Annotated in this window: 25 protein-coding genes and 1 tRNA gene; 14 read left to right on the forward strand and 12 right to left on the reverse strand. The window is 68.6% G+C overall.

From position 1 onward, the window contains the following. Positions 1-227: 227 nt before the first annotated feature. Positions 228-641 carry a single-stranded DNA-binding protein gene (locus ACIA8G_RS18875; RefSeq protein WP_396419828.1) on the reverse strand — a complete coding sequence of 138 codons (414 nt, stop codon included), beginning with the start codon at positions 639-641 and terminating at the stop codon, positions 228-230. Positions 642-877: 236 nt separating this feature from the next. On the opposite strand from ACIA8G_RS18875, the gene ACIA8G_RS18880 reads away from it, so the two are divergent. From ACIA8G_RS18880 to ACIA8G_RS18890, 3 genes are read left to right on the forward strand one after another with little or no spacing between them, the layout of a single operon-like run. Further along, positions 878-1,483, forward strand: a complete 606-nt coding sequence (locus ACIA8G_RS18880) for a TetR/AcrR family transcriptional regulator (protein ID WP_396419830.1) — start codon at positions 878-880, stop codon at positions 1,481-1,483. Further along, a complete protein-coding gene (locus tag ACIA8G_RS18885) occupies positions 1,480-2,403 on the forward strand; it encodes an ATP-binding cassette domain-containing protein (RefSeq protein ID WP_396419831.1) in 924 nt (307 codons plus the stop codon). Before ACIA8G_RS18880 ends, ACIA8G_RS18885 begins: the two co-directional genes overlap by 4 nt. An 8-nt stretch (positions 2,404-2,411) precedes the next feature. After that, positions 2,412-3,209 (forward strand): ABC transporter permease, encoded by a 798-nt coding sequence (locus ACIA8G_RS18890; protein WP_396419833.1) that lies wholly within the window; start codon positions 2,412-2,414, stop codon positions 3,207-3,209. On the opposite strand, the gene ACIA8G_RS18895 is transcribed toward ACIA8G_RS18890, so the two are convergent. Beyond that, entirely contained in the window at positions 3,206-5,077 is a 1,872-nt protein-coding gene (locus ACIA8G_RS18895) for a cytochrome c oxidase assembly protein (RefSeq protein WP_396420540.1), read from the reverse strand. The genes ACIA8G_RS18890 and ACIA8G_RS18895 overlap by 4 nt on opposite strands. Before the next feature lie 95 nt (positions 5,078-5,172). On the opposite strand from ACIA8G_RS18895, the gene ACIA8G_RS18900 reads away from it, so the two are divergent. After that, entirely contained in the window at positions 5,173-5,694 is a 522-nt protein-coding gene (locus tag ACIA8G_RS18900; RefSeq protein ID WP_396419834.1) for a hypothetical protein, read from the forward strand. Here the strand turns inward: ACIA8G_RS18900 and ACIA8G_RS18905 are convergent. Further along, complete coding sequence (locus ACIA8G_RS18905; protein ID WP_396419836.1) at positions 5,669-6,832, reverse strand: MFS transporter; 1,164 nt, start codon at positions 6,830-6,832, stop codon at positions 5,669-5,671. The genes ACIA8G_RS18900 and ACIA8G_RS18905 overlap by 26 nt on opposite strands. A gap of 64 nt (positions 6,833-6,896) precedes the next feature. Here ACIA8G_RS18905 and ACIA8G_RS18910 point away from each other — a divergent pair, with 64 nt between their 5' ends. Continuing rightward, positions 6,897-7,985, forward strand: a complete 1,089-nt coding sequence (locus ACIA8G_RS18910) for a LacI family DNA-binding transcriptional regulator (protein WP_396419837.1) — start codon at positions 6,897-6,899, stop codon at positions 7,983-7,985. A 128-nt stretch (positions 7,986-8,113) separates the two neighbouring features. After that, positions 8,114-8,186 (forward strand) — tRNA-Arg (locus ACIA8G_RS18915). 72 nt (positions 8,187-8,258) lie between these two features. On the opposite strand, the gene ACIA8G_RS18920 is transcribed toward ACIA8G_RS18915, so the two are convergent. Together ACIA8G_RS18920 and ACIA8G_RS18925 are read right to left on the reverse strand one after the other, a co-directional pair. Further along, positions 8,259-8,768, reverse strand: coding sequence for a hypothetical protein (locus ACIA8G_RS18920; RefSeq protein WP_396419838.1), 510 nt, complete (start codon positions 8,766-8,768; stop codon positions 8,259-8,261). 55 nt (positions 8,769-8,823) lie between these two features. Next, complete coding sequence (locus tag ACIA8G_RS18925; RefSeq protein ID WP_396419839.1) at positions 8,824-11,709, reverse strand: BTAD domain-containing putative transcriptional regulator; 2,886 nt, start codon at positions 11,707-11,709, stop codon at positions 8,824-8,826. A 95-nt stretch (positions 11,710-11,804) separates the two neighbouring features. Here ACIA8G_RS18925 and ACIA8G_RS18930 point away from each other — a divergent pair, with 95 nt between their 5' ends. Further along, positions 11,805-13,034 carry a hypothetical protein gene (locus ACIA8G_RS18930; RefSeq protein ID WP_396419840.1) on the forward strand — a complete coding sequence of 410 codons (1,230 nt, stop codon included), beginning with the start codon at positions 11,805-11,807 and terminating at the stop codon, positions 13,032-13,034. A gap of 60 nt (positions 13,035-13,094) precedes the next feature. Here ACIA8G_RS18930 and ACIA8G_RS18935 read toward each other — a convergent pair whose 3' ends face one another. Continuing rightward, positions 13,095-14,513 (reverse strand): glycoside hydrolase family 19 protein, encoded by a 1,419-nt coding sequence (locus ACIA8G_RS18935; protein ID WP_396419842.1) that lies wholly within the window; start codon positions 14,511-14,513, stop codon positions 13,095-13,097. A 25-nt stretch (positions 14,514-14,538) separates the two neighbouring features. Next, positions 14,539-15,873, reverse strand: a complete 1,335-nt coding sequence (locus tag ACIA8G_RS18940) for a hypothetical protein (protein WP_396419843.1) — start codon at positions 15,871-15,873, stop codon at positions 14,539-14,541. Between the two features lie 327 nt (positions 15,874-16,200). Here ACIA8G_RS18940 and ACIA8G_RS18945 point away from each other — a divergent pair, with 327 nt between their 5' ends. After that, complete coding sequence (locus tag ACIA8G_RS18945; RefSeq protein WP_396419844.1) at positions 16,201-16,740, forward strand: LuxR C-terminal-related transcriptional regulator; 540 nt, start codon at positions 16,201-16,203, stop codon at positions 16,738-16,740. Positions 16,741-16,767: 27 nt separating this feature from the next. After that, entirely contained in the window at positions 16,768-17,160 is a 393-nt protein-coding gene (locus ACIA8G_RS18950; RefSeq protein WP_396419845.1) for a hypothetical protein, read from the forward strand. Here ACIA8G_RS18950 and ACIA8G_RS18955 read toward each other — a convergent pair. Beyond that, positions 17,127-17,945, reverse strand: a complete 819-nt coding sequence (locus ACIA8G_RS18955; protein ID WP_396419847.1) for an NAD(P)H-binding protein — start codon at positions 17,943-17,945, stop codon at positions 17,127-17,129. The two genes, ACIA8G_RS18950 and ACIA8G_RS18955, sit on opposite strands and share 34 nt — an antisense overlap. Before the next feature lie 88 nt (positions 17,946-18,033). On the opposite strand from ACIA8G_RS18955, the gene ACIA8G_RS18960 reads away from it, so the two are divergent. Next, entirely contained in the window at positions 18,034-18,798 is a 765-nt protein-coding gene (locus tag ACIA8G_RS18960) for an AraC family transcriptional regulator (RefSeq protein ID WP_396419848.1), read from the forward strand. Here the strand turns inward: ACIA8G_RS18960 and ACIA8G_RS18965 are convergent. Next, positions 18,755-19,660, reverse strand: a complete 906-nt coding sequence (locus ACIA8G_RS18965; protein WP_396419849.1) for a LysR family transcriptional regulator — start codon at positions 19,658-19,660, stop codon at positions 18,755-18,757. The two genes, ACIA8G_RS18960 and ACIA8G_RS18965, sit on opposite strands and share 44 nt — an antisense overlap. A gap of 24 nt (positions 19,661-19,684) precedes the next feature. After that, entirely contained in the window at positions 19,685-20,254 is a 570-nt protein-coding gene (locus ACIA8G_RS18970; RefSeq protein WP_396419850.1) for a TetR/AcrR family transcriptional regulator, read from the reverse strand. Positions 20,255-20,341: 87 nt separating this feature from the next. Here ACIA8G_RS18970 and ACIA8G_RS18975 point away from each other — a divergent pair, with 87 nt between their 5' ends. Continuing rightward, entirely contained in the window at positions 20,342-20,980 is a 639-nt protein-coding gene (locus tag ACIA8G_RS18975) for a class I SAM-dependent methyltransferase (RefSeq protein WP_396419851.1), read from the forward strand. Here ACIA8G_RS18975 and ACIA8G_RS18980 read toward each other — a convergent pair. After that, on the reverse strand, positions 20,928-21,722 hold the full coding sequence (locus tag ACIA8G_RS18980; RefSeq protein WP_396419852.1) for a DUF3152 domain-containing protein: 795 nt from the start codon (positions 21,720-21,722) through the stop codon (positions 20,928-20,930). The two genes, ACIA8G_RS18975 and ACIA8G_RS18980, sit on opposite strands and share 53 nt — an antisense overlap. 79 nt (positions 21,723-21,801) lie before the next feature. Between ACIA8G_RS18980 and ACIA8G_RS18985 the strand changes: the two genes are divergently transcribed. Together ACIA8G_RS18985 and ACIA8G_RS18990 are read left to right on the forward strand one after the other, a co-directional pair. Next, positions 21,802-22,467, forward strand: a complete 666-nt coding sequence (locus ACIA8G_RS18985) for a response regulator (protein ID WP_396419853.1) — start codon at positions 21,802-21,804, stop codon at positions 22,465-22,467. Further along, positions 22,464-24,191, forward strand: a complete 1,728-nt coding sequence (locus ACIA8G_RS18990; RefSeq protein ID WP_396419854.1) for a sensor histidine kinase — start codon at positions 22,464-22,466, stop codon at positions 24,189-24,191. Before ACIA8G_RS18985 ends, ACIA8G_RS18990 begins: the two co-directional genes overlap by 4 nt. Here the strand turns inward: ACIA8G_RS18990 and ACIA8G_RS18995 are convergent. Next, on the reverse strand, positions 24,175-24,981 hold the full coding sequence (locus tag ACIA8G_RS18995) for an NAD(P)/FAD-dependent oxidoreductase (RefSeq protein ID WP_396419856.1): 807 nt from the start codon (positions 24,979-24,981) through the stop codon (positions 24,175-24,177). The two genes, ACIA8G_RS18990 and ACIA8G_RS18995, sit on opposite strands and share 17 nt — an antisense overlap. Before the next feature lie 50 nt (positions 24,982-25,031). Here ACIA8G_RS18995 and ACIA8G_RS19000 point away from each other — a divergent pair, with 50 nt between their 5' ends. Continuing rightward, entirely contained in the window at positions 25,032-25,592 is a 561-nt protein-coding gene (locus ACIA8G_RS19000) for a helix-turn-helix domain-containing protein (protein ID WP_396419857.1), read from the forward strand.

The raw sequence follows: 25,592 nt of genomic DNA on the forward strand, positions 1-25,592 counted from the left end.
CTCGGTCGCCGACAAGCAGCCGTTCACCCCCGGATCGAGCGTCACGCGACTCGGTGACCAGCTCGTTCCGTTCGAACGTGAACGACTCTCGGCGATCGGTCCTCATCGGCCCCGATCTACGAGCTTCCCTCCTTCGTGGTTCGCGGTGCGTACATCTTCTCCGGCGGCACTGCCGGAGCGGGCGGGTTCCTGAAGTCCCGTGCGGGTTTGCCCCGAACGGCGCAAGATCAGAACGGGATCGGTTCTTCCTCGAGATCCTCGCCGACGCGCGGTTCAACGACCGGAGCGGAGCCGAGTGACTGCACGCGGCTCAGATCGAGGCCGATGTGCTGGGCGTCCAGGTTGAACGCCGATCGTTTCACATCGTCCTTCTCGTAATACCGCTGCCTGAGCTTGCCCTGGACGATCACGGGATCACCCTTGGACAACGTGGTCTTCACGCTGTCGGCGAGCTTGCGCCAGCACGAGACGCCGAGCGCCACCGACTCGCCGTCCTCCCAGTCACCGATCGCCGTGTTGTACCGGCGCTCGGTCGACATCACGCGGAAGTACGCGTTGGTCTTGCCGTCCTCGCCGTACCTGTACGAGATCTCGCTCGCCACCTGACCAACGACGGTGATCACCGTGGAATTCCAGGACATCGGGTCTGCCTCCAGTTCGCGGGGGTTGCCGGTCCAGGTTGCTCCGAGGGCGGGCGGGGTGGGCGGGGCGGACGCGGATCTGTGGATTACTCGCGGGTTGTGGACAGGTCGGGATCTTGGAGCGCCTCGAACGGCGAAATTGTCGGACCCATCTGCTAGTGCGGCACTCGAGCCAAGCGAGTGAGTGAGCGCCCACTCATTGACATGAGTGAGGACTCACTCATACAGTTGCGGACGTGTCAGAGGAACCACGCCGCCGCCGCGCCCCCGCGATGAGCCCGGAAGATCGCCGTGAAGCGATCGTCCAGGCGACGATGCCGCTCGTCGTGAAGGCCGGCGCGAACGTCACCACCAGCCAGATCGCCGCCGCGGCCGGAATCGCGGAAGGCACGGTGTTCCGCGTCTTCAAGGACAAGGCGGAACTGCTCGACGCGTGCATCCAGCGCGCACTGCACTCCGACGAAGAGGTCGCTCTCCTGGAAGCGATCCCGGCGGACGTGCCGTTGGAGCAGCGGCTGACCTCGGGCGTCGCCACGTTCAGCGGATACCTCGACCGCATGTGGGGTGTCATCGGCGCATTGCGCGAGTCCGGCTACCAGCCGCGCGATGAGGACCACAAGAAGCACAAGGGACCGCCGATCGGCATGCAACAGCTGTCCGATGCCGTCGCCGGCCTGTTCGGCGACGCGGAGCTGCGCGTCAGCCACGAGCTCGCCGCACGGGTGCTGCTCGGCGCCGTCTTCACCAACCGCATGGGCTCGGGCTTCGGCCAGACCGCCGCCGAACCCGCCGCCATCGTCGAACTTTTCCTGCACGGCGCACTCAAAGGGGGAGACAAATGAGTGAGCTCATGATCGAAGCAACAGACGTGAGCAAGAGGTTCGGTGACGTGATCGCCCTCGACGGCGTGAGCGTCACCGCGAAGAAGGGCTCCGTTCTCGGCCTTCTCGGCCACAACGGTGCCGGCAAGACCACGCTGGTCAACGTCCTCACGACGATGCTGCCGCCGTCCGGTGGCAACGCGAGAGTCGCGGGCTTCGATGTCGTGAAGCAGAGCCACGAGGTCCGCAGCCGCATCGGCCTGACCGGCCAGTTCGCCGCCGTCGACGAGCAGCTCAGCGGCCACGACAACCTCGTGCTGATCGCCCGCCTGCTCGGCGCCAGCCGCAAGCAGGCCCACCTGCGTGCGGACGACCTGCTGGAGCAGTTCGACCTCACCGATGCCGCGAAGCGCAACGCCAAGACGTACTCCGGCGGCATGCGGCGCCGGCTCGACCTCGCGGCCAGCCTGGTCGGCCGCCCCGAGGTGCTGTTCCTGGACGAACCCACCACCGGACTCGACCCGGCCGCCCGGCTCGCCATGTGGGAGGTCATCGAGAAGCTCGTCGCGGACGGCACGACCGTGCTGCTCACGACGCAGTACCTCGACGAGGCCGACCGTCTCGCCGACACGATCACCGTGCTGTCCCACGGCAAGGTCGTCGCGTCCGGCACGAGCGCCGAGCTCAAGGCTCAGGTGGGCCAGCGCACGGTGACCGTGACGCTCGACTCGGCGTCCGAAGTGGACACCGCGCTGAAGGCGATCAACGCGGTCGGGCTCCACCCGGTTGCCGAGGGCCTCACGCTCACCACGCCCGTCAACGCGTCACGCGACCTCGCGACGGTCGTGCGCGCGTTGGACGACAACGGCTTGGAGGCTCACGAAATCGGCCTCGCCGAGCCCACTCTGGACGACGTCTACCTGACACTCGCCGCGAACTAGGGGGACACATGGCGACCTTGACCTGGCACGGCAGCAGCTACCCGACACAGGTGTTCGTGCTGACCGGCCGTTCACTCAGAGCTTTGTTGCGGACACCCGCGTTGGTGTTCTTCAGCATCCTGCAGCCGTTGATCATGCTGACGCTGTTCAGCCAGATCTTCGGCAGCATCACGTCCACGGCGAACTTCCCGCCGGGCATGAGCTACATCAACTACCTGCTGCCCGCGATCCTCGTGAACACCGCGATGCAGTCCTCTCTCGCGTCCGGCATCGGGCTCGTGCAGGACATGTCGAACGGTGTGCTCGCACGGTTCCGTTCGCTGCCCATCCGGCCGAGCACGGTTCTGTTGGCGCGCAACCTCTCCGACGCGGTGAGGACCGCGTTCCAGCTCGTGCTGATGATCGCGTTCGGCGTGCTGGTCTTCGGGTTCCGGCCCGACGGCGGCATGCTCGGCACGCTCGCCGCCCTGGGCCTCGCCCTGGTCGTGGGATGGGCGCTGAGCTGGGTGTTCATCGCGATCGCGGCGTGGGTGCGCAAGGCGGAGCTGATGCAGACCGTCGGTTTCCTCGCGATGTTCCCGCTGATGTTCGCGTCCAGCGCGTTCGTGCCGGTCAACGGCCTGCCCGGCTGGTTGCAGGCGATCGCGAAGGTCAACCCGCTGACCTACGCGGTCGACGCCGCCCGCAGCCTCGCCCTCGCCCACCCCGTCACGGGTGTGGCCGGGGCACTGATCACGAGCGGCGCCATCGCGGCGATCGGCGCGTTCTTCGCGGTCCGCGGCTTCCGCCGACCGCTGTCGATCTAGTCCTTACCCGCCATCTTGCGGAGCATCGCGTTGTAGGCCTCGAGGTCGGCGTCGCCATCGGCGTCGGCCTTGCGGTCCAGCCGCTTCGCGTCCCGGCCGTCCTGCCGCGCCCACTGCGTGAGCAGGGCGACCATCACCACCAGCAACGGGATCTCCCCCGCCGCCCACGCGATGCCGCCGCCGAGTCGCTGGTCCTCCAGCAGGTTCTGCACCCACGGCAGCGCGAGGTTGCTGTAGAACTGGTCGCCGATGACGTTCGCGGAGCTCATCAGCACGACGCCGAAGAACGCGTGGAACGGGATCGACGCGAACAACAACCCCAACCGGCCGAGCGGCGGCAGCTTGTTCGGTGCGGGGTCGACGCCGATCACGGGCCAGTAGAAGACATACCCGGCCAGGATGAAGTGGGCGTTCATCGCGAGGTGCGCCCAGTGGTACGGCAGCGCGGCCTCGAACAGCCCCGAGAAGTACAAGGCGTAGAAGGAACCGACGAACAACGCCAACGCCACGAACGGGTTCGTCAGCACGCGCGCGACCGGTGAGTGCACGAACGCCAGCACCCACTCTCGCGGCCCCGGCACCTCTTTGCTGACCGGCAACGCGCGCAACGCCAGCGTGACCGGTCCACCGAGGACGAACAGGATCGGCGTCAGCATGGACAGCACCATGTGCGCTTCCATGTGCACGCTGAACATCGCCGGCGAGTACCGCCCCATGCCCGACGAAGTCGCGAACAACAGCGAGAAGCAGCCGCACAGCCACGCGACGGTGCGGCCGACCGGCCACTTGTCGCCGCGCTTGGCGAGCTTGCGCACGCCCACCACGTACAGCAGAGCGAGGGCCAGCGCGGCCGTGCCGTAGATCAGGTCGAAGCGCCAGTCGAACAGGATGCGCGCCAGGGTCGGTGGCCCGTCGAGGTCGTAGCCGATCGCGATCTCCGTGCGGCTGGGCAGTTCGATGCTGCCCGCTGGAGGAGGCGTGCGGGCGAGCGCCACGGCCAGCCCGATCGTGAACATCATCAGCACGATCTCGACGCCGGCGAGCTTGAGCAACGCCTGCGGCCGGCCTTCGACCACGCCCTTCACGCCGCGTTCGCGCTGGAAGTAGCCGAACACGCCGAGCAGCAGCAGGCACGCCAGCTTGCCGAGCGTCAGCCAGCCGTAGGTGGACGTGACCAGGTCGGTCGGCGTCACCCGGACCAGCGCGTTCACCACGCCAGAGACGGCCATCACGATCCAGCTGACGAGCGCGATCTTCGAGTACCGCGTGGTCGCCAGCGCCATGTGCGCACCGCCACGCCGGCCGTGCGCGAGCAGTGCGATCAGACCGCCCACCCACAGCACCGCGGCGATGAGGTGGAACAACAGGCTGTTCGTCGCCATGTCGTGCGAGCCGCCGGACGACGAGTGGCCGGTGACCGCGACCGGGACCAGCGCGAAGATCGCCAGGAACAGCAGGACCGTCGCCCACGCCCACGACAGCACCAGGCGGCAGGCCAGTGCGAGCAAGCTCACGATGATCGCCGTCAGCAGCCACGCCTTGGACTGCTCCAGCAGCATCGACGTCGCCATCATCTGGCTGAAGGTGAACGAGTTGACCGGCCGGTCGATCGCGGCCGCGGTGGTGAAAGGAACCGACAGCACCGCGCCGACCAGCCACACCATCGCGAACCAGCCGGCGGTGCGCAGGGCGGCGTACCCGTCGGCCGCCAGCGTGCCGGACTTCTGCGGTGGCACGAGGAACGCCGCCAGCAGCAACGAGCCGATGGTCACCACCGCGCCGGTCTCGGTGAGCACCCGCACGACCAGCAGCCCCACCGGAGGCTTGCCGGACAGCGCGCTCAGCGCGACCGCGACGATCGCCGCCATCGCGAAGCCGATGACGACGAGGGGCACCAATCCCGTTCTGGTGGAGCGTTCGATTGCCACGTCCGGGAGCCTACGACCCTCTAGTGTTGCGCCGTGTGAGCCGTTCTCTCCTTCTGCTGGTCGCTCTGTTTCTCGTGGGTGGCTGCTCGTACCGCATCCAGGGCGAACCCGTAGCGGAGCCGTTGCCGCCGGGTCCGGCCATCGCGACGCCACGCAAGACCGCGAACGTCGACCCGTGCGTGCTCGTCACGGAGAACGACCTCAAACCGGTCGGCACGCTCAAGTTCAAGCCGGCACCGCGCGCCGAGATGGCGAACTCGTGCCTCTACACGCTGAACGAGAACGCCTACGTGGTGGCGGCGGTCCCCTACCGGTCGTTCGACGAGTCGAAGAAGATCCAGCAGAAGGGGCGCGAGGTCGAGACCAGCAAGCACGCCACGTGGCTCAGCTGCGGCGCCCAGGAAAAGGACATGGTGTGCACGGCCACGATCGCGGTCACGCGCACCGAGTCCCTGATGCTGGCGATCGGCATTCGCGACGCCACCGAGACCAAGGCCCGCGACCTGCTGGCGCCGATCGCGCGAGACGCTCTCAAGCGGCTACCGGCTGCTTCGTAGCGCGTTTGGCCAGCCACGTCGCCGGGATGATCAGCGCCGTGACCAACGCCACGAACCCGAGCGACAGCACCAGCGAGCTCACGTGCGCGAGCCCGCCAACGATCGGCGGGCCGGCGAGGAATCCCGTGTAGGCGATCGTCGTCACGAGGCCCAGCTCGCGCTCACCACCGCTGCCGTCCGCGCGCTTGCCGGTCTCGCTCGCGAGGTCCATGACCACGGGGAACGAGAACGCGAGCCCCAGCCCGGCCAGGCCGAACCCGAGGTAGCCCGCCGCGGGGAACGGAACCGCGACCGCGAGCGCCAGACCCGTTGCGGCAACGCCACCGCCGGATGCGAGCAGGCGGTGTGGCCCCAGAGTGCGTTGGATCGGCTCACCGAACCACCGTGCGAGCGCCATCGCGATGGAGAAGCCGGCGTAGGCGTATGCGCCTGCCGCATCGCCCATGCCGCGTTCACGCACCATGAACAACGCCGACCAGTCCGCCGCCGCCCCTTCCGCGATGGCACTGCACAGCGCGACGGTCGCCAACAGCCAGAGGACCGGGCTCTTGAGCACGTTGGCGCGTTCGGTGACTTCTTCCCGATGGCGCTCCCCCACTCCTCCGGGGATCTTCTTCGCGATGAGCGCGGTGACGACGAGACCGACGACCGCGGCCGTGAGGAAGTGCTTCATGGGCGTCCACTGCGCCTGAGCGGCGGCGGCGCTGCCCAACGAACCGATGAGGCCGCCGAAGCTGAAGCCCGCGTGGAACTGCGGCATCAGCGGCCGTTGCAGATCACGAACGACCGTCACCGCGGCGACGTTCATCGACACGTCCATCGCCGCAACGCTCGCGCCCAGCGCGACAAGGCTCAGGCCGAACTGCAGCGGTGACCGCGTCAGCGCGAGCACGGGCAACAGCAACGGCCCGAGGAGGCTGCTCGCGATGAGGACTCCACGCGACCCGTGCACCGCACACAGCCGTGCGGCCAACGGCGCCGTGACGGCAAGGCCGATGCTCGCCCCGAGCAGTGCCAGGCCGAGGCTGCCTTCCTCGGCACCGATCTGCGTGGCGAGCGCGGGCACGCGGGCGGCCCAAGTGCCGAAGACGGCGCCGTTCAACAGGAAGACGACGAACGTGGCCAGGCGCGGAGACATGCGCTTCAGCATGACTGAAGCGCTTCAGTCGCGCCAGCGATTTCACGGTGACCCCTCGCATACGATGCTTCCCGTGGACTCCGACCGCCGACGCAGGCCGACGCTGGACACCGTCGCCGCAGCGGTCGGGGTTTCCAGGGCAACCGTGTCCAACGCGTACAACCGGCCCGACCAGCTGTCGTCGTCGTTGCGCGAACGCATCCTCGAGACGGCGCGCTCTCTCGGCTACGCGGGCCCCGACCCTGTCGCACGGTCGTTGGCCACCCGTTCGTCGGCAGCCGTGGGCTTCATGCTGCCGCAGGGCCTGTCCGGCGCGTTCTCGGATCCGGCGCTGTCGATCGTGCTCGACGGGCTCGCCTCCACCGTCGACGGCCACGACCACAGCCTCGTGCTGATGCCGGGTGACGCCACGGGCGGTCCGCGACCATCGATCGTGACGCGCACACAGGCAGACGTGATGGTGGCGTACTCACTGCCGGACTCAGCGCCTGCCTTGGACGCCGTCGCCGCCCGCGGGCTGCCGCTCGTCGTGATCGACCAGCCGGTGCTGCCGGGCTCGGCACGCGTCGAGGTGCAGGACTACGCGGGCGCGTCCCTCGCCGCGTCGTGCCTGCTGGGGCTGGGCCACTCGCGGTTCGGCGTGCTGACGTTCGCGCTGCACCCGGACGGAGTATCGGGACCGGTCTCGTTCGAGCGCCGTTCGGCCGTGCCGTTCCGCGTGAGCCGCGACCGCCTGGGCGGCTACCTCGACACTTTGGAAAAAGCCGGGGTGGAACCGGACAATGTTCCGGTGTGGGAGGCGCGCGGCAGTGATCGCGAGCTCGGCCGACTCGGCGCGCGGTGGTTGCTCACCCGCACGCCACGGCCGAGCGCTCTGCTGTGCGCGTCGGACCAACTGGCGTTCGGCGCCCTGCGCGCAGCCCGCGACCTCGGACTCTCAGTGCCTTCGGACGTGTCCGTCGTCGGCTTCGACGACGTCCCCGAAGCGGCCTACAGCGACCCGCCGTTGACTACTGTGCGTCAACCCCTCGCCGAGAAGGGCCGCCGAGCCGGCGAGCTGGCACTGAAATTACTGGCCGGAGGCAGACCGCCGAGGCCGACGAGACTCGACGTTTCACTCGTGCCGAGAGCGTCGACTGCCCCTCGAACGTGATACGCATCACGTTTAGACTGTTTTGATCACCCGTTCGGACGTAGGGCGGAAACAGTCGATCGACTCCGGACGATGTGTCCGGTGGGGGCACCGGGCGACCACTCATCGTGGCCGCTCCGGACTCCCAAGCCTCCGTAGCTCAGTGGAGAGAGCGAGGGACTTCTAATCCCGAGGTCGCAGGTTCGAATCCTGCCGGGGGCGCCTAAGAAAATGGCCTCTGACCTGCACAGACAGGTCAGAGGCCATCTTCATTCTTGATCTTAATCCTCCCGCTCACAGCCTGAAGATCCCGAGTATCGGAATCGACGCGCCCACGATCGACACGGCACCTTCCAGCACAACCCACCACAAGGTCGGCCCGAACACCCGGATCAACCGTGTCGGGACGAAGCCACGAACGCCGGAGGGTCTGCGCAGCTGATGTCGCACCTCCTCGGACAGAAGCTCTTCCCGTTCGATCAACGTGTTGGCGTGCCGCAGCCGCAGATGCTGGTATTCCTCCCCCAGGAGGACCTTCTCGTACTCGTCGAGCATGTGCCGGTCGACCGCGGCGAACAGACTGATCCGCAGACTGCTGATCACCGTGGCGCAGCCGATGAACAGGATCAGCAACGCGAGCAGGATGGAAGTGAACACTCGACCCACGACCTGACTTGCAGCACCGACGACGAACCCTTGTGCGGCAAGACCGAGGGCGAACACCTGCCACTGCGTACCGAAGTTGGAGATATAGCGTGACATCAGCCCTTGGTACGGAGGAATCAGGCTTTCGTGACTGTTCATCCACGAGACCCTAGCGATCATCGCCATGCCCCGGGCAGAGCCTGACACCGGAAGATCAGCTCGGCAGCCGCACGCCCATCTCGCGGTAATGCCCGGCAGCCTCGTCAACGCGCCCGAGCCCGTGCAACGCGTGCGCCACCTCGATCCGGTACCCGATCCGCCCCGCCAACTCCAGTGCCTGCCCGAACGAGGCCTCGGCATCGGCCGAGCCCAGCTCCCGCTGCACCGAGCCCAGCACGTTCCACGCACTCGCCAGGTGATCGACCAACGAGCCGCGCCGCAGGTCCTCGACCACCTCCGAGGCCACCACCAGCGCCTGGTCCAGGTGCCCTGCCCTGCGGTGCCCGGCGGCGAGCTTGATCTGGCCGCGCACGGTGTAGTCGGTGTTGCCTACCTCGCGCGCCAGTTCCAGGCCCTCGTAGAGCGACCGCAGCGCGTGCTCGTGGTCGCCCTGCCTGCTCAGCGTCGCGCCGAGCCCGGACAGCACGGAGGCCTCCTCGCTGCGTTCGGCGATCTCCCTGCTTTGCGCCAGCGCCTTGCTCAGGTGCGTCCAGGCCGTGTCCAGGTCGCCGGTCGCCAGCGCTATGCGGCCCAGGTTGCCGATGCAGATCGCCAGCATTCGGTAGTTCCCGTTGGCGGCGTAGAGGTCCGCGGCGATCTGGGTGCACTCTTGGGCCGGCGCGTACTCGCCTAGTCGTTGGTGCAGCATGCCTTTGATTCCCAGTGCGTACGCCTCGCCTACCTCGTCGGCCAGTTCGCGGGCCAGGTCGAGGTTGCGCATCGCGTACGTCATCGCCTCGCGGTAGCGGCACGCCATGTAGTAGGTCAGCGTTAGCTGCGAGATGTTCAACGCCTGCGCCTGCGTGTCGCCTAGCCGTTGCACTGCCGCCAGTCCGGCCTCCTGCTGCGCGACGAGTTCGTCGATGCGGTGCGTGATCATCAGGAAGTGGCCTAGGTGGCGGGGCAGATCACGCACGTGACGGCCGGACTCGGTGCGCACGGCGTGTGCGAAGGCCGCGCTTAGGTTGCGGTGCTCGCCGGTGAACCACGCCAATGCGGTGGGCAACGTGAAGACGTCCGGCATCGAGGTCGGCGGGTGTGCGATCTGCGGTTCGGCGCGCCTTCTGCCCGGCTGCAACGCGTCCGCTGCGCGGTCGGCTACTGCGAGGTAGTAGTCGAGCAGTCTTGCGTCTGCCTCTGTGCGGTGGTCGGTGTCGGACACCAGGCTCAGCGCGTGCTCGCGCAGCAGGTCGTGCAGCCGGAACCGGTCGCGCTCGCGTTGCTCTAGCAGGTGGTGGTCTAGCAGGTCCTCCAGCAGGTCCTCGGCGGCGAAGCGTTTGACGCCTAGCAGTGCTGCGGCGGCGTGTGCGTCGATGTCCACGCCGGGGTGTGCGCCTAGCAGGCGGAAAGCGTGCTGCTGCTCGGTCTCCAGGTAGGCGTAGGACAGCGCGAACGCTGCGGCTACGTCGCGGTCGTCGATTGCCAGTTCGGATAATCGTTGTTGCTCGGTACGCAGTCGCTCGACGAGGTCCGCGACTGTCCATCTGGGACGGTGGCGTAGCCGGGCGCCCGCGATTCGCACGGCCAGCGGCAGGTAGCCGCAGAGAGCGACCAGCTCTGCCACTCCTTCACCGCGGTCCTCGCCTACGACTCGGCGGAACAGGAGCTCGGCGTCGGCCGGCGGCAGTACCTCCAGCGAGAGCGGGACGGCACCGTCCAAATTGGGCAGTCGGCGTCTGCTGGTCACGATGACCGCGCAGCCGGGGGAGCCCGGCACGAGTACGCGCACCTGCGCCGCGTCCACGGCGTTGTCCAGGATCACCAACGCTTTGCGGCCCGCCATCGCGGTGCGCCACTCGATTACGCGTTCGTCCACGTCGGCGGGGATCTCCTGCGAGCTGACGCCGATCGACCGCAGCAGCACGCCCAGTGCCGCGTGCGGGTCTACGGGCTCGCGGGACGGGGTGAAGCCGTGCAGGTCTACGAAGAGCCGACCGTCCGGGAAGCGGTCGGCCAGTTCGTGGCCCGCCCGCACGGCTAGCGCGGTCTTGCCCACCCCGGCCATGCCGTCGATCGAGATGATTCCGCCGCTCGTGCCGAGCAACCGGGTCAGCTCGTCCACCCGGCCGGTGAAGTCGGGCAGGTCGAACGGGAGCGAGTCGGGTGCCCTGGTCTCGGTGGCCGCGGCCGGTTCGGGCACAGGCGCCGGGTCAGCGAGGGCTAGGCTCAGGCCGCGGTCGGAGCGCAGGATGCGCTCGTACAACGACTTCAGCTCGGGGCCGGGATCGATGCCCAGGTCGTCGGCCAGCAGCCGGCGGCACTCGTCGTACCGGCGCAGCGCCTCGGCCTGCCTGCCGCAGCGGTGCAGCGCGAGCATCAAGAGCCCGACCAGCTTCTCCTGGTACGGGTGCGCGCTGCAGAGCGCGGTGAGGTCGCCGACCAGCTCGCGGTGGCGGCCCAGCTCCAGTTCGCGTTCGACCCACTCCTCGGCGACGCTCAGGTGCTCCTGCACGAGGCCGTCCCGCAGCCGGTCGATCACCGAGGACCCGGCGACGCCGTCGAACGGGGTGCCGCGCCACAGTGCGAGTGCCTTGAACAGCCCGGACGCCGGGTGGTCGGACGCCCTGGCCTCCGTCACGAGGCGGCGGAACACGTGCAGGTCGACCTCGGCGTCGAGTGCGTAGCCGGGTGAGCGCCGCACGATGCCCAGGCCGGCGGGCTTGAGGATCTTGCGCAGGCGCGAGACGTAGCCGTGCACGAGGCCGCGCCAGTCGCCGGGCGACTCCTCGCCCCACAGCGCCTCGGCGAGCCGTTCCACGGACACGCCGTGGCCCGCGTTGAGTGCGAGAACGGCGAGCACGCAGCGTTGCTGAGGAGCGCCGGCGGCCAGCCGCTCCCCGTCGTGCCAGACCTCGACCGACCCCAGGATTCCGATCTCCATGACGGTCGCCACCATATCGTCCAGGTTTCGTGCAGGTGTGCTGCTTAGATTTCGGCGGCACCTGCATCCGCATCTCAACTGGGGGACCGGCACAAATGTCCAGACGTCTGTGCGCACTGATCGCCGCTGCTGTCCTGCCTCTCACGGCTCTCACCGCTCTCACCGCTCCGGTCGCGCTGGCCGAGCCGACCAGTGGCCCGGAGGGCTGCGCCTACCACGCCGACCAGGCGGGCTTCACCGGTGACGCGCTGGTCGAGGCGATCGCGGTCGGCATGACCGAGTCGCACTGCCGGCCCGACGCGACCCACCGCGACGACAACGGTCAGCTCGACCAGGGCTTCTTCCAGATCGGCTCGCTCGACGGCAGCCTCAACCGCTGCTACCTCAACCCGGCCTGCAACTCCGAGGTCGCGCACGACATGTACAAGGCGCAGGGCGAGAAGTGGCTGCCGAAGTGGCAGGCGAGCTACGGCACGCAGCGCTACCAGGAGTGGCTGCCGGTGGCGCGGGAGGCGGCCAAGCCGTACCTGGAGCCGAGGATCGGCCGCGTCGGCGTGCTGACCGGCACGACGCTGTCGGTCAAGGAGGGCAACCTCTGGGAGAGCTGGACCAGCCAGCACGGCGCTGTGGCGAAGTTCGAGATCGACGGCAACCGGATCGGCGTGCTCACCACCGGCGGCCAGGTGCTCGTCAAGGAAGGCACGCTCTGGGCGGACTGGGTGCCGCAGATGGACGGGATCAAGGACTTCCACCTGGCGGGCAACAGGATCGGCGTCCTGCGCAACAACGGCTCGCTCGCGGTGAAGGACGGCACGCTGTGGGCGGGCTGGACCGAGCAGACCAACGGTGTCAAGGACTTCGACCTCACCCCGAACCGCATCGGTGTGGTCTTCGGCAACGGTGAGGCCACCGTCAAGGAGGGCGACCTCTACGCGGGCTGGGACAACCTGATGGGCGGTGTGAAGGACATCGAGCTGGCGGCCAACCGGATCGCCGTGCTGCGCAACAACGCCACGCTGGCCGTGAAGGACGGCGCGACCAACGCGTACTGGACGGAGCAGATCGGCGACGTCGCGGACTTCGACGTCTCGGCCACCCGCATCGGTGTCGTGCACAGCGGTGGCCTTGTTCGGGTCAAGGACGGCGACCTCTACGCGCAGTGGGTCGACCAGCTGGAGCAGGGCGTCGAGATCGAGCTCGCCGGCAACCGCATCGGCGTCCGGCAGTCGCACGGCGCGTTCCAGGTCAAGGAGGGCACTCTCTGGGCGGGCTGGACCCAGCAGGCCCCGTCCGTCTCCCAGGGCGACCTGACCCACCGCCGCTAGAAACGACCAAAGGGCGCTTTCCCGGACCCCCAGTCCGGGAAAGCGCCCTTTTTCGTCGGGTCAGTGGCGGTAGCAGGTGATCTGGGAGTCGGGGACGGGGAGCGAGCCGCCGTTGAAGTAGCGGAGGGCGGACTTGAAGTCGTTGCACCGTTCGGCGTCCTCGGCCGAGCTGGCCAGGTAGCCGACGTAGCGGGAGATCAGGCCCATGTCGTAGTGGTCAGCGGCGTTGTTGGAGTCCGAGCGGGCCACCGTCCAGTACCAGCGGGCGATCGGGGCGCTGTACTGCAGGCTCCGCGCCAGCTCCGGGTTGCCGACCAGGTCGACGCCGAGGTGGTTGCCCGCGCCCCGGTAGTTGCCTTCGGTGGTCAGCTGCATGAGGCCGCGCCCCTGGTACGTGTGGCCGGTGCCTTCCAGCGCGTTGTAGCGGAACCCGCTCTCGTTGCGCAGGGTCGCGAGGAACGCGGCCTTGCGCGCCGGGGTGGTGATGCCACCGCGGACCATCTCGGCGTTCAGGCTCTCCAGGCCCTGTTCAACGGTCGCCGCGTCACCGATGGTGCCGTAGATGTTGCGCAGGTCCTGCAGCGTGACGCCGCCGCCGGTGGTGACGGCGGGTGTGCTGAGGTCGGCCGCCGAAGCACCGCTGGCCTGCTCGGTCCACGCCGCGTAGAGGTCGCCTTCCTTCACCGCGAACGAACCGTTGTCCCGGAGCAGGCCCAGACGGTTGCCCGACAGCTCGACGTCCTTGATGCCGCCCATCTGGTTGACCCAGCCCGCGTAGAGGTTGCCCTCCTTGACGGTCGCCTCACCGTTGGTGAACACGACGCCGATGCGGTTGGACGTGAGCTCGAAGTCCTTGACGTTGCCGGTCTGCTCGGTCCAGGACTCGTACAGCGTGCCGTCCTTGACGACCAGGCCCTTGTCGGAGCGCAGGACACCGATGCGGCTCCCGGCCAGCTCGATGTTGTCGGCTCCGCCCATCTGGTTGACCCAGCCGGCGTAGAGGTCGCCCTCCTTGACGGTCGCCTCACCGTTGTTGAAGACCACGCCGATGCGGTTGGAGGTGATGTCGAAGTCCTTGACACCGCCGGTCTGTTCCGTCCAGCCCGCCCACAACGTGCCGTCCTTCACGGCCAGCGAACCGTCGTTGCGCAGCACGCCGATCCTGTTGCCCGCCAGGTGGAAGTCCTTCGCGCCACCGAGCTGGGTGGTCCACTGGGCGTAGAGGTCGCCCTCCTTGACCATGACGTCGCCGCCCGTGGTCAGCACACCGATTCTGTTGCCGTCGATCTCGAACTTCGCGATGCCTCCCATCTGGTTCACCCAGGGGGCGTACAGGTTTCCTTCCTTGACCGAGAGGGTGCCGCCGGCGAGGACACCGATGCGGGGCCCGGTCTCGGCGGCCTGGGCGGCCGGGGTGGACATGAGGGTGGTGGCGAGAGTGGCGCCGATCAGTGCCGCGCCCGCGATCTGCTTCTTCATTTCGAAAATCCTTTCGAGGCTCTTTTTAGCGGTGGGTGAGGTCGGCAGCGGAAACGGGAGAGGCCTGCTCGGTCCAGCCTGCGTAGAGCGAGCCTTCCTTCACCGCGAAAGAACCGTCGTTGCGCAGCAGGCCGAGGCGGTCTGAAGAAAGCTCGACGTCCTTGATGCCGCCCATCTGGTTGACCCAGCCCGCGTAGAGGTCGCCTTCCTTGGCCGAGGCCTCACCGTTGGTGAAAACGACGCCGATGCGGTTGCTCGTCATTTCGAAGTTCGCGACGCTGCCCGCCTGCTCGGTCCAGCTCGCGTAGAGCGTGCCGTCCTTCACCGCGAGCCCACCGTTGTCGCGCAGCAGGCCGACTCGGCCCGCGGCGAGCTCGATGTCCTTCACGCCGCCCATCTGGTTGACCCAGCCCGCGTAGAGGTCGCCTTCCTTGACGGTGGCTTCACCGCTGTTGAAGACCACGCCGATGCGGTTCGGGGTGAGGTCGAAGTCCTTGACGCCGCCGGTCTGCTCGGTCCAGCCGGCCCACAACGTGCCGTCCTTGACCGCCAGCGAACCGTCGTTGCGCAGCACGCCGATCCGGTCACCGGACAGGTGGAAGTCCTTCGCGCCACCGAGCTGCGTCGTCCACTGGGCGTAGAGGTCGCCCTCCTTGACCATGACGTCGCCGCTCGTGGTCAGCACACCGATGCGGTCACCGTCGATCTCGAACTTCGCGACGCCCGACATCTGCGAGACCCAGGGCGCGAACAGGTTTCCTTCCTTGACCGACAGCGTGCCGTTGGACACCACGCCGATCCGGCCGATCTGCTGTGCGGCCTGCGTCCACCACGACGTCTGCTTGTTGGCGCCGGCCCAGCTGAAGCTGATGTGGATGTGGTCCTGGTGCGGACTGTCTCCGGTGTACGGCGTCCACCCGGCGTCCGGCCGGTACGACTCCCAGATCTTGTTGTTCCAGATCACGTACATGACGCCGAGGCGGCGGGCCATCGCGTGCTTGTTGCCGTGCTGGTCGTTCGCCAGCAGCCAGCCGAGGAAGTCCTCGGCCTTGGCCTTGTCCGCGTCGTTGAAGTAGTTGAAGTGGTAGTCGAGTGCACGGCCCTCGTGGTGCTCACTGGTCGTGCCGTCGCAGTTGCGGCTGATGCCCGCGGTGTGGTTGCCGTAGGTGGCGTTGAGCAGGTCGCGGACGCCGATCGGGCCGGCCTTGGCCGATGCCTCGCAGGTCCGCTGCCCGTCGTAGGAGGAGTAGGGGTCGATCCCGGCACCGAAGTTCGGCGTCGTCGGCGCGGCCTGCGCCGTGACGGTGCCGAGCGCGATGGCCGCGACGATCGCGGCCAGGACGGTCTTGATTCCACGCATGACTATTCTCCCAATATTTCCGTTGCAATTGCCTCTGCGTGTTCCCTGTTGTGCGCGGCTATTAGCGCCACCACGCGGGAACCGGATTCATCGACGCGAACTCTCAGGTTCTCCAGCTTTGAACCCCTGAGTGCGTCCAGATCTACCTTCGCTTTCAGGTTTCTCTCGACCAGGAACATCGTGGGGCAAACATTGCCGCGCTCAGCGTTGCGGGACAAGACTTTCGGGCTGTCCGGAAATGCCCTGGCCGGATCAGGACAAGGCCGTCCAGGTTCCGTCCAGGTTCTGTGCCGGTGACGTGCAGGTCGCCTGAATAGCGTTTTCGGCATGCGTACAGGCGATGTGCAGGAAATGGTCATGCGAGCACAGACCGAGATCAGTCTGTGCATGTCAGGCGGGATGGACGACCTCGTCGATCTCCGCTTCCTCCCGCGGGGAACCCCCGTGCGCGTCCTCTACCCCGACGACGTGGACCGCGCCTCGGTCCCGGACTTCCTGCGCGGCTACGACCAGGTCCGCGTCTGCGCGGGTCTCCCGACCGGCCTCGTGCTCTGCGAGGGCACCGCCGTGGTCCCTGGGCCTGCCACCGTCACCGCTCCGGAAACCGTTGCGCTGCTGAAGGCCTGGTTCGACCACCTGTGGAAGGGCGCCATGTCCGCCGAGTCGCGCACCGTGGAGGGGCTGACGGAGCAGGAGAGAACCATCCTGCGGCTGCTCGCGGGCGGAGTGACCGACGACGCGGCGGCGGCCAGGCTCGGTACGTCCGCGCGGTCGGTGCGGCGGGTGATGGCGGGCGTGATGGGGCGGCTCGGGGCGCGCAGCCGGTTCCAGGCAGGGCAGTTGGCGGCGCGGCACGGCTGGTTGTAGCGGAACCACCGGCGGATACCCTGCCGCGTGGACAAGACGCGGTTGGGCATCGGGCTCGTGGTGGTCGTGCTGGTGGTGCAGACGCTGGCCACCCTCGTGTGGAGCGCCGATGCGACGCTGACCGGGGTGGCGCTGGCGTTCAACGCGGTGGCGGCCGTGTCCACGTTCTTGTTCGTCCGGCGCGGGGGACGCGCGGCCTGGGTCGTCGTCGCGTGGTGCGCCGGGTTCTTCGGGTGGCACGTGCTGGGGCTCGGTGAGTTGGCCGGCTGGTGGACGACCGGGCTGGAGGCGGCGTTCCTCGTCGCGTCGCAGTACCAGGTGTCGGTCGTCTACCAGGCCGTGGTGGCGACGGCGGCGGGGTTCGCCGTGCACCTCTTGCTGCCGCGTCAGCGCCAGGCTTCGGTCGCGCCGCCGATGTAGGTGTCGAAGTCGATCGCCGGGCGGCCGAGCAGGCGGCTCACGTCGTCGGTCGGCGTGGCCAGCAGGCCGCTGCGCATGCCCGCGTAGAGCGCGCCCAGTTCGGTCGCCTCGTCGCTGGAAACACCCAGCGCCACAAGGCTTTCGTGGTACTCCGACGGGGTCTGCCGGACCAGTTCGATCTGGCGGCCCACGACCGCGGAGATCTTGCCGAGGGCCTCGTCGAACGTGATGGCGGCGGGGCCGGTGAGGTTGTAGGTCTGACCGTCGTGCTCCCCTGACGTCAACGCCAGGGCGGCCACGTCGGCGATGTCCTGCACGTCGACGAACGGTTCCGGTGTGTCGTCCACCGGGAGGGCCAGGCGGCCGGCGCGGACCTCGTGCTGCCAGATCTCCTCGGAGAAGTTCTGGTTGAAGTTGTTGGCGCGCAGGATGGTCCACGACAGATCGGACTCGTGGAGCGCCTTCTCGGCGGCGTGCATGCCCGCGAAGAACTCGGCCGGGGTGTCGTCGAGTCCGCGGCCGGAGAGCAGGACCAGGCGGCGCACGCCCGACTCGCGCGCCAGCGCCACGAACGGGGCGGCGGCAGCCGGGTCGTAGGGCGGGATCACGTAGGCCGCGGTCACGCCGGACAGGGCGGCCTGCCAGGTCGACTCGTCGGCCCAGTCGAAACGCAGCGCGCTGGAGCGGGAAGCCGCACGAACCTGAACATCCAATGCTTCGAGCGCGCGGACTACGCGGCGGCCCGTCTTGCCGGTCGGGCCCAGTACCAGGATCTCTTCAGTCATGGCACGAAGCCAACCCGCTTCGACCGGCGCCGGACATGGGTGAGAGTTCATCGATGATGTTCGATCGTTCGACCTCTATCGTGGAGGCATGGAGCCGTTCGACGAACTGCTGCGCGGGGTGCGCGCGGATGAGGCCGGGGTGCGCCGGGCCGAGGTGGCCGGACCGCTCGCGATGAGCGGTGGGCTCACGTTGTACGCGGTGGCGGCGGGCGAGATCGACGTCCAGGGCGAGACCGCAAGTGCCGGGGACGTCGTGGTGACGCAGGGGGCGCTGACCGTCACGGGACAGGCCGAGGTGATCAGCGGGACCTACGACGTCATGGGCGTGGTGGCTCGCCGGCTCACCGCGGTGCTGCCACCCGCGTTGGTGGTGAAGGGTTCTGACGAGTGCGCGCAGTTCTACGGCTCAGTGGGCACGGGCGGGCCACCGGTGGTCGCGGACAGGTTGCTCGACTGGCTGATGGTCTGCGCGTTGCGGGAGTGGTTCGACCGGGAGCACGGGACGGGCTGGCTGGCCGCGCTCGGGGACGAGGTGGTCGGGCCGGTGTTGCGGGCGATGCACGCGGAGCCGGCCCGCGCGTGGACGCTCGCCTTGCTGGCCAAGGAGGCCGGGGTGGCTCGCACGACGCTGGCCGGGCGGTTCGCCAGGCTGGTCGGTGCGCCGCCGCTGACCTACCTGACCGAGTGGCGGATGTCCGTGGCGGCCGACCTGCTGGCCGATCCGGCGGCGACGGTGGCGTCGGTCGCGCGCCGGGTCGGGTACGCGGACGCGTTCGGGTTCAGCGCCGCGTTCAAGCGCGTGCACGGGTTCAGTCCGAGCGAGTGCCGCAGCCGGTGCGCCGCGACTGCATGACGTCCAGGCAGCAACGGACGAAGTCGGCGGCCACGTCGCCGACGTCCGGCAGCCAGGCCACGGCCACCTCGGTCGGGCGCACGCCGCTCACCGGCACGTAGACCACGCCGGGCCACGGGTAGAAGTCGGTCATGCAGGCGGGCACGAGTGCTACGCCGCGGCCGTCGGCGACGGCGTTCAGGAACTCCTCCTGCTGTTCGATCACGGCACCGACGCGCACCTTGTGACCGTCCCTTTCGGACAGAGCCAGCCAGTGCTCGCGCCACGTTCCCTTGAGTGCCGTGGTGACGACGACCGGCTCGTCCCACAGCTCGGGGAACGCGATCTCGGCGCGCCCGGCCAGCCGGTGCGTGGCAGGCAGCGCCACGGAACGAGGTTCGTCGAACAACGGCCGGGCGTTGAACAACTCCTGGCCGGGGAACGGCAGGCGCAGCAGCGCGACCGGCACCTCGGCGGTGGCGAGGCCCGCGGTCGGGTCGGACCACGACGACTGCTGCAGATCGACCCGCCATCCCGGCCGGCGCCGGGCGAACGCCTCGGCGATGTCCTTTGCGGCCTCGTTCGCCGAGCTGGCCAGAAATCCGACGCGCAGCACGCGGGCCGCGCTCCTGGTCTCCCGCACCGCGGCGTCCCAGTCCGCGAGCACCGGCGGCACCCGCACGGCGAGGGCGTGGCCCGCCTCGGTGAGCGTCATGCCGGTGCTGGACCGGACGAAGAGCCGCACACCCAGCTGCGATTCCAAGTGCTTGAGCTGCTTTGTCAGCGACGGTTGCGACACGAACAGCCGGTGCGCCGCGCGCGTGAGGTTGCCCTCCTCCGCGATGGCGGCGAAGTACCGCAGCAGTCTCGTGTCCACATCCATGCCGACAGGTTAGAAAGGCGGACATCAACCAGCAGTGAGCACACGCCGAAGTTGGTGATCCACCAGCCGTTCGGCGACCTCCGCGGAAACCTGGCCGACGAGCACCTGCAGCATCAGGCCGTCGACGAACGCCAGCAGCACCATCGCATCGAACTCCGCGTCACCGCTCCCCCGCACCGCGGTGATCATCCCCGCCAGCCACGCCACCATCTGACCGTTGCCCTGACGCAACGGCTCGCCGAGCCGCGGTTCGACCACCGCCTGCGCCAGGAACGCCGCGAGCACCGGGGCCTCGGCGCGGGCCGCGGGACTCAACGGCAGGAGCTCCAGCAGGATCGCGCGCAGGTACGTCGCGGGGTCATCGGAGTGCACCTCGCCCAGGCGGGCGGCCACGCGTTCGCTGATCAGCTCGAACGCGAACATCAGCAGCTCGTCCTTGGTCGCGAAGTAGTGCTGGACGCGGCCCATCGACACGCCTGCCTCGGCGGCCACGTGCCGCAGGCTCACCGCCTCCAGGCCTCGCGTGGCTATCACCCGGCACACGGCGGCACCGAGTTGGCGGCGGCGCTCGTCGTGGTCGACCTGCTTCGGCATGCGACTTCTCCAATGCGATCGCATTGCATCCTACGCCCCGGTCGTTTTACGATGCAGTCGCATTGCAAAACACCCGAGGGGGACACCATGCAGTTCTGGGACTTCGCCGCACTCACCTACTACCGCGTGCTCGACCGGTTCGCCGGAAAGTTCAACGGACTCGTCATCGACAAGCTCGACCTGCAGCCCGGCGAGGTGGTGCTCGACATCGGCTGCGGCACCGGGGCGCTCATCCCGGAACTCGTGAAAGCCGTTGGGCCACAAGGACGTGTGATCGCGATGGACTACAGCGCGCGCATGGTCGCCATCGCCAGAAAACGAGCGAAGAACTGGCCGAACGTCGAGGTGCGCCAAGCCGACGCGTGCACCACCGCGCACGGGGCCGGGCAGTTCGACGCCGCGGTCGCGCTGGGGGCGTTCAGCGCGATGCCGGACGTACCGGCGGCGATCGCGAACGCGGCGGACGCGCTCAAGCCCGGCGGGCGGCTGTTCGTGTTCGACATGCGATTGGCACGCAACACCAGGACGACCCGGCTGCTGCGGGCGGGCTACCGGTGGATCGCCGGGTTCACCGGTGCCGATGTCGTCACCGAGCTTCGGACCGTCTTCGGGCGGGTGGAGCCGGTGCTGGCAACGGAAGGCGAGACGACGACCCTGGTCATGGCCCACAAGATCACGGATACGGCCACCCGTTCGGCGTGCACACCTTCCCGTCCTGCGGGATGAACGTGCCCTGAGACACGCCGTCGGTGATGCGCACGATCTCGTCGTTGGACACGCTGAACGTCTGCTGCATCATCACCGGCGCCGGCCCGCCGGCCGTCTCGCACGGGCGGTGGGCCTGGCCGAACGCGTGACCCACCTCGTGGTTGACCATGTACTGCCGGTACGAGGTCAGGTCCGGCAGGAAGGCGACGGCGCCGCGGAACCAGCGGGCGGCGCTGAGGAACACGAGGTTGCCGTTGCGGCACGAGACGTCGACCGGGATCTCGTAGCCGCAGACGCCGCGTGCGGTCTGCTGCGAGGTCAGCCTGACACGCACCGATGCCGCGCCAGCCACGCGTTGTACCGAACGCTCCCCTTTCGCGGTCCAGCCGCGCGGGTCGGCCAGCGTGGCGTCGACGAACGCCGCGAAAGCCTGCTCGTCGACGGTGATGCCGTCCTCGATCTCGACGGCGTAGGTGCGCAACGGGCCGGATCCGACGACCGGGCCGGAGCCGGGGACGACGTGAAAGGTGGCGGCTCCGGAGGCCGGGAAGTCGGGGCCGTCGGGCAGGTCCGAACTGGAGGTGTACACCCTGGGCGGCGGCGCGACCGAAGAAAGCGGTGCCGACGAGGGTGGTGGCACGACGGAGGATGACGGGACCGCGGTCGGTGCCGCCTCGGGAGACGTCTCCCCTGCCAGTTGCGCTGTCGTCAGCAACACCGCCGTCAGCCCGACCGCCCCCAGCACCAGATGCAGCTTCATGGACATGACGCTGGCCGGAACTGATGAAGAACCTGTTTACGTCCCGCTTGACTGTCGTGAAGACCTGCATACTGCGGAGGTGTGCGCCCACATCCTCGTGGCCGAGGACAACGTCCACCAGGCGGAACTCGTTCGCCGGTACCTCGAGCACGACGGGCATTCCGTGGTGGTCGTGCACGACGGGCGGGCCGCGATCGACGAGACCCGGCGCCGGAACCCGGATCTGCTGGTGCTGGACGTGATGATGCCGCTGGTGGACGGCATCGACGTGATGCGGGCCGTCCGGGCCGAGTCGGACGTGCCGATCGTGCTGCTCACCGCGCGGTCCACTGAGGACGACGTGCTGCTCGGGTTCGACCTGGGGGCGGACGACTACATCACCAAGCCGTTCCGGCCGCGGCAGATGGTGGCGCGCGTGCGCACGATCCTGCGGCGCACCGGGCGTGCGCGCGAGACGAACGCCACCGTGCTGAAGGTCGGCGATCTCGTCGTAGACCCGATCCGGCACGAGGTGCGCATCGACGACGAGCTGGTCGGCCTGACGCCCGCGGAGTTCCGGTTGCTCGCGAAGATGGCCGCGCAGCCGCAGCGGGTGTTCACGCGCGAGCAGCTGCTGGAGGACGGGTTCATCACCGCGCGCACGGTCGACGTGCACATGATGAAGCTGCGCCGCAAGATCGAGAAGGATCCGAGCAGGCCGGAACGGCTGCTGACCGTCTACGGCATCGGGTACAAGCTCACGTGAAAAGCCTGCTGGTTCGCTTCTTCCTCGTCTCGATGGTGATCGCGGCCTGCTCCATCGCGGTCACGGCGTGGCTCGCGAGCCAGGCGACGACCGGCGCGATCCGGCAGGAGCAGGGCGAGGCGCTGGAGACGGACGCGCGGATCTACGACGAGGTGCTCGGCTACGCAGCCCAGCACAAGAACTGGGCGGACGTGAAGTCCGATGTGGACGAACTGGCGCGCAAGCACAACCGGCGCATCGCGTTGACCGACCGCAACGGCAAGAAGCTGCTGGACACCGGCAACGCCGATTCGCCGCAGTTGCCCGCCACCCCCACGGCGCTGGTCGATCCGCTCAACGTCGAGTCGCCGTTCAAGCCGGACGCCGGGAAGATCGACCGGCGGGCGGTCGGGCCGTTCAAGCTCACCGAGACCGAGTTCCGCGACCTGCACGCCTGGGCCGACCAGCTGGACCAGTGCAACCCCGGCATCACGATCGTGGACGCGCCCAACGGCAGGCCGCGGCTTTCCAACGACGATCCGACCAATCCGTCGATCTGGCCGGACTGCCCGGCAGGAGAACGGCTCTACCAGATCACGCTGACCGAGAAGTCCGCCTACGCCGTGCTGAACGGGCTCTTCGAGTCCTGTCTCGATCGGCTGCCCCCGAAGGTGGCCACGTACCGGAAGGTGACGCCGGGCGGTCTCGACTGGGAGATCCTCGCCACCCGCGACCAGCCCCAGGAGGTCGTGGACTGCATGGACTCCGCGCGCCGGGAGCAACTGCGGCCGTACGTCGCCGACGCCGCCTACCTGTTCCTCACCTCACCGACCGGTGGCCAGCCTCAGTCGATCGATCTGTCGACGACCGGCGCCACCCGGATCACGTTGGTGGCACTGGGGATTCTGGCGCTGGCCGGGTTCGCGTCGTGGCTGACCGCGCGGCAGCTGGTGCGGCCGATCCAGGCGTTGACCAGCGCCACGAAACGCACCGCCGAGGGTGACCGGACCGCCCGCGTCGACGAGGGCGGTGGCGAGATCGGCGAGCTGGCGCGGTCGTTCAACGCCATGTCGGAGAAGCTCGCCGACACCGAACTGCAGCGACAGGCGCTCATCAGCGACGTCGCGCACGAGCTGCGCACACCGCTGGGCAACATCACCGGCTGGCTGGAGGCGACCCAGGACGGGCTGGCAGAGCCGGATCCCCACCTGGTCGCGATGCTGCTGGAGGAATCCCTTCTGCTGCAACGACTTGTCGACGACCTGCACGACCTGGCGCAGGCCGACGCGGGAACGCTCAGGCTGCATCCCGAGCCGATCGCGCTCGACGACGTCGTGGACCAGGTCGTGAACGCCCAGCAGAACCGCGAGATCCTGCTGCGCGCGGAAGCCACGCCGGTGCACGCCACGGCGGATCCGGTGCGGCTGCGGCAGGCGCTCGGCAATCTGGTCGCGAACGCCGTCCGCTACACGCCGCCCGGTGGCGAGGTCGTGGTGAAGCTGTGGCAGGAGAGGAACACCGCGATCCTCGAAGTGCGGGACTCCGGCACCGGAATCGCGCCGGACGACCTGCCGCACGTGTTCGACCGGTTCTGGCGGGCGGACAAGTCGCGGAGCCGGACCACCGGTGGCAGCGGTCTCGGGCTCGCGATCACGCGGCACCTGGTGGAGGCGCACGGTGGCACGGTGTCGGTGACCAGCGCGGTCGGCCGGGGTTCGACGTTCCGGATCACCCTGCCGCTGTGATCAGGTCCATGTTGATCATCCCGGCGGCTTGGGCGCCCTGTGCGGCGGCGACGATGACGATGGCCGTCGGGTCCGTGACGTTGCCTGCGGCGTAGACGCCCGGCACGCTCGTGCGGCCCTTCGCGTCCGTGCGCACGAACGGGCCGACCGACGTTTCCTCGGTCTCGGCGCCCAACGCCAGAAGGAGCTCGTCGCGCGGTTTGACCGGTGCGGAGTACACGAGCGCGTCGGCCGGGATGCGTTCCGAACCCGAGAGCACCGCGACCAGCCGGTCGTCCTCGACCTCGATGCCGTCCACCGACGGGACGTGCGTGACGTCCGCCGACCACTGGCGGACCAGCGCCACCTTCATCTCCTCGCCGAACACGACGAGCTTCTGGTCGCGGACCTCGTAGCCGTGGCAGTACGGGCAGCCGAAGACGTCCCGGCCCCAGCGGTCGCGCAGGCCCTCCGGCACCTCGTCGACCAGGCCGGTCGCGAACAGCAGCCGCCGGGCCGAGACCACCCGTCCGGAAAGCTCGACCTCGAACCCGTCGCCCACACGGCTCACGCTGCGGACGTCGTCGTTGACGATCTCTCCGCCGTAGCCCTCGACCTCCTCGCGACCGTGCTTGAGCAGGTCCAACGGCGAGAGGCCGTCACGAGAGAGGTAGTTGTGCATGTGCGCGGCCGGCTTGTTGCGCGGCTCGGCACCATCGACCACGAGCACGCTCCGGCGCGCCCTGGTCAGCATCAGAGCGGCGCTGAGTCCGGCCGCTCCCCCACCGATGATCACCACTTCGTAGTTCATGGTTCGAGGGTGCGGTCGACAGTCCAGTTTTGGCAAAGTATGTTGCCGTTATGGCAACAACCGTGGGGCAACGGCTCGCCCTGTTGCGAGCCGAGCACGACCTGACGCTGGCGGCGTTGTCCGAGATGACGGGCATCTCGAAGTCGACGCTGTCGCGGCTGGAGACAGACCAGCGCAAACCGACGCTGGAACTGCTGCTGCCGTTGTCGCGGACCTACCAGGTGACGCTGGACGACCTGGTCGGCGCGCCCGAGGTGGGCGATCCGCGGGTCACGATGAAGCCGCGCGAGCTCGACCACGGCCGCGTCGGCATCCCGCTGACCAGGTCGATCGGGCCGCTGCAGGCGTGGAAGATGATCATCTCCGACGAGCAGCTGCACGAGCCGCGCGTGCACGAGGGCTACGAGTGGTTCTACGTGCTCAGCGGCCGGATCCGGCTGCGCCTGGGCAACCAGGAGGTCGTGCTGCGGGCGGGCGAGGTGGCGGAGTTCGACTGCCGGCAGCCCCACGCGCTGAGCAGCGCGGACGGCAGCCCGGCCGAGATCATCAGCCTGTTCGGCAAGCAGGGAGAACGCATTCACACCCGCGCGGCACCGGCCAACAGGTCATAG

Source organism: Lentzea sp. NPDC051213, from assembly GCF_044455585.1.
Taxonomy (GTDB): domain Bacteria; phylum Actinomycetota; class Actinomycetes; order Mycobacteriales; family Pseudonocardiaceae; genus Lentzea.

Coding starts and splice junctions, on each gene's coding strand:
- ACIA8G_RS18875 (WP_396419828.1), bottom strand. CDS start 641: ATGTCCTGGAATTCCACGGTGATCACCGTCGTTGGTCAGGTGGCGAGC.
- ACIA8G_RS18885 (WP_396419831.1), top strand. CDS start 1,480: ATGAGTGAGCTCATGATCGAAGCAACAGACGTGAGCAAGAGGTTCGGT.
- ACIA8G_RS18890 (WP_396419833.1), top strand. CDS start 2,412: ATGGCGACCTTGACCTGGCACGGCAGCAGCTACCCGACACAGGTGTTC.
- ACIA8G_RS18895 (WP_396420540.1), bottom strand. CDS start 5,077: ATGGCGGCGATCGTCGCGGTCGCGCTGAGCGCGCTGTCCGGCAAGCCT.
- ACIA8G_RS18905 (WP_396419836.1), bottom strand. CDS start 6,832: ATGTCTCCGCGCCTGGCCACGTTCGTCGTCTTCCTGTTGAACGGCGCC.
- ACIA8G_RS18910 (WP_396419837.1), top strand. CDS start 6,897: ATGCTTCCCGTGGACTCCGACCGCCGACGCAGGCCGACGCTGGACACC.
- ACIA8G_RS18920 (WP_396419838.1), bottom strand. CDS start 8,768: ATGAACAGTCACGAAAGCCTGATTCCTCCGTACCAAGGGCTGATGTCA.
- ACIA8G_RS18925 (WP_396419839.1), bottom strand. CDS start 11,709: ATGGAGATCGGAATCCTGGGGTCGGTCGAGGTCTGGCACGACGGGGAG.
- ACIA8G_RS18930 (WP_396419840.1), top strand. CDS start 11,805: ATGTCCAGACGTCTGTGCGCACTGATCGCCGCTGCTGTCCTGCCTCTC.
- ACIA8G_RS18935 (WP_396419842.1), bottom strand. CDS start 14,513: ATGAAGAAGCAGATCGCGGGCGCGGCACTGATCGGCGCCACTCTCGCC.
- ACIA8G_RS18940 (WP_396419843.1), bottom strand. CDS start 15,873: ATGCGTGGAATCAAGACCGTCCTGGCCGCGATCGTCGCGGCCATCGCG.
- ACIA8G_RS18945 (WP_396419844.1), top strand. CDS start 16,201: ATGCGTACAGGCGATGTGCAGGAAATGGTCATGCGAGCACAGACCGAG.
- ACIA8G_RS18955 (WP_396419847.1), bottom strand. CDS start 17,945: ATGACTGAAGAGATCCTGGTACTGGGCCCGACCGGCAAGACGGGCCGC.
- ACIA8G_RS18960 (WP_396419848.1), top strand. CDS start 18,034: ATGGAGCCGTTCGACGAACTGCTGCGCGGGGTGCGCGCGGATGAGGCC.
- ACIA8G_RS18965 (WP_396419849.1), bottom strand. CDS start 19,660: ATGGATGTGGACACGAGACTGCTGCGGTACTTCGCCGCCATCGCGGAG.
- ACIA8G_RS18970 (WP_396419850.1), bottom strand. CDS start 20,254: ATGCCGAAGCAGGTCGACCACGACGAGCGCCGCCGCCAACTCGGTGCC.
- ACIA8G_RS18975 (WP_396419851.1), top strand. CDS start 20,342: ATGCAGTTCTGGGACTTCGCCGCACTCACCTACTACCGCGTGCTCGAC.
- ACIA8G_RS18980 (WP_396419852.1), bottom strand. CDS start 21,722: ATGAAGCTGCATCTGGTGCTGGGGGCGGTCGGGCTGACGGCGGTGTTG.
- ACIA8G_RS18995 (WP_396419856.1), bottom strand. CDS start 24,981: ATGAACTACGAAGTGGTGATCATCGGTGGGGGAGCGGCCGGACTCAGC.
- ACIA8G_RS19000 (WP_396419857.1), top strand. CDS start 25,032: ATGGCAACAACCGTGGGGCAACGGCTCGCCCTGTTGCGAGCCGAGCAC.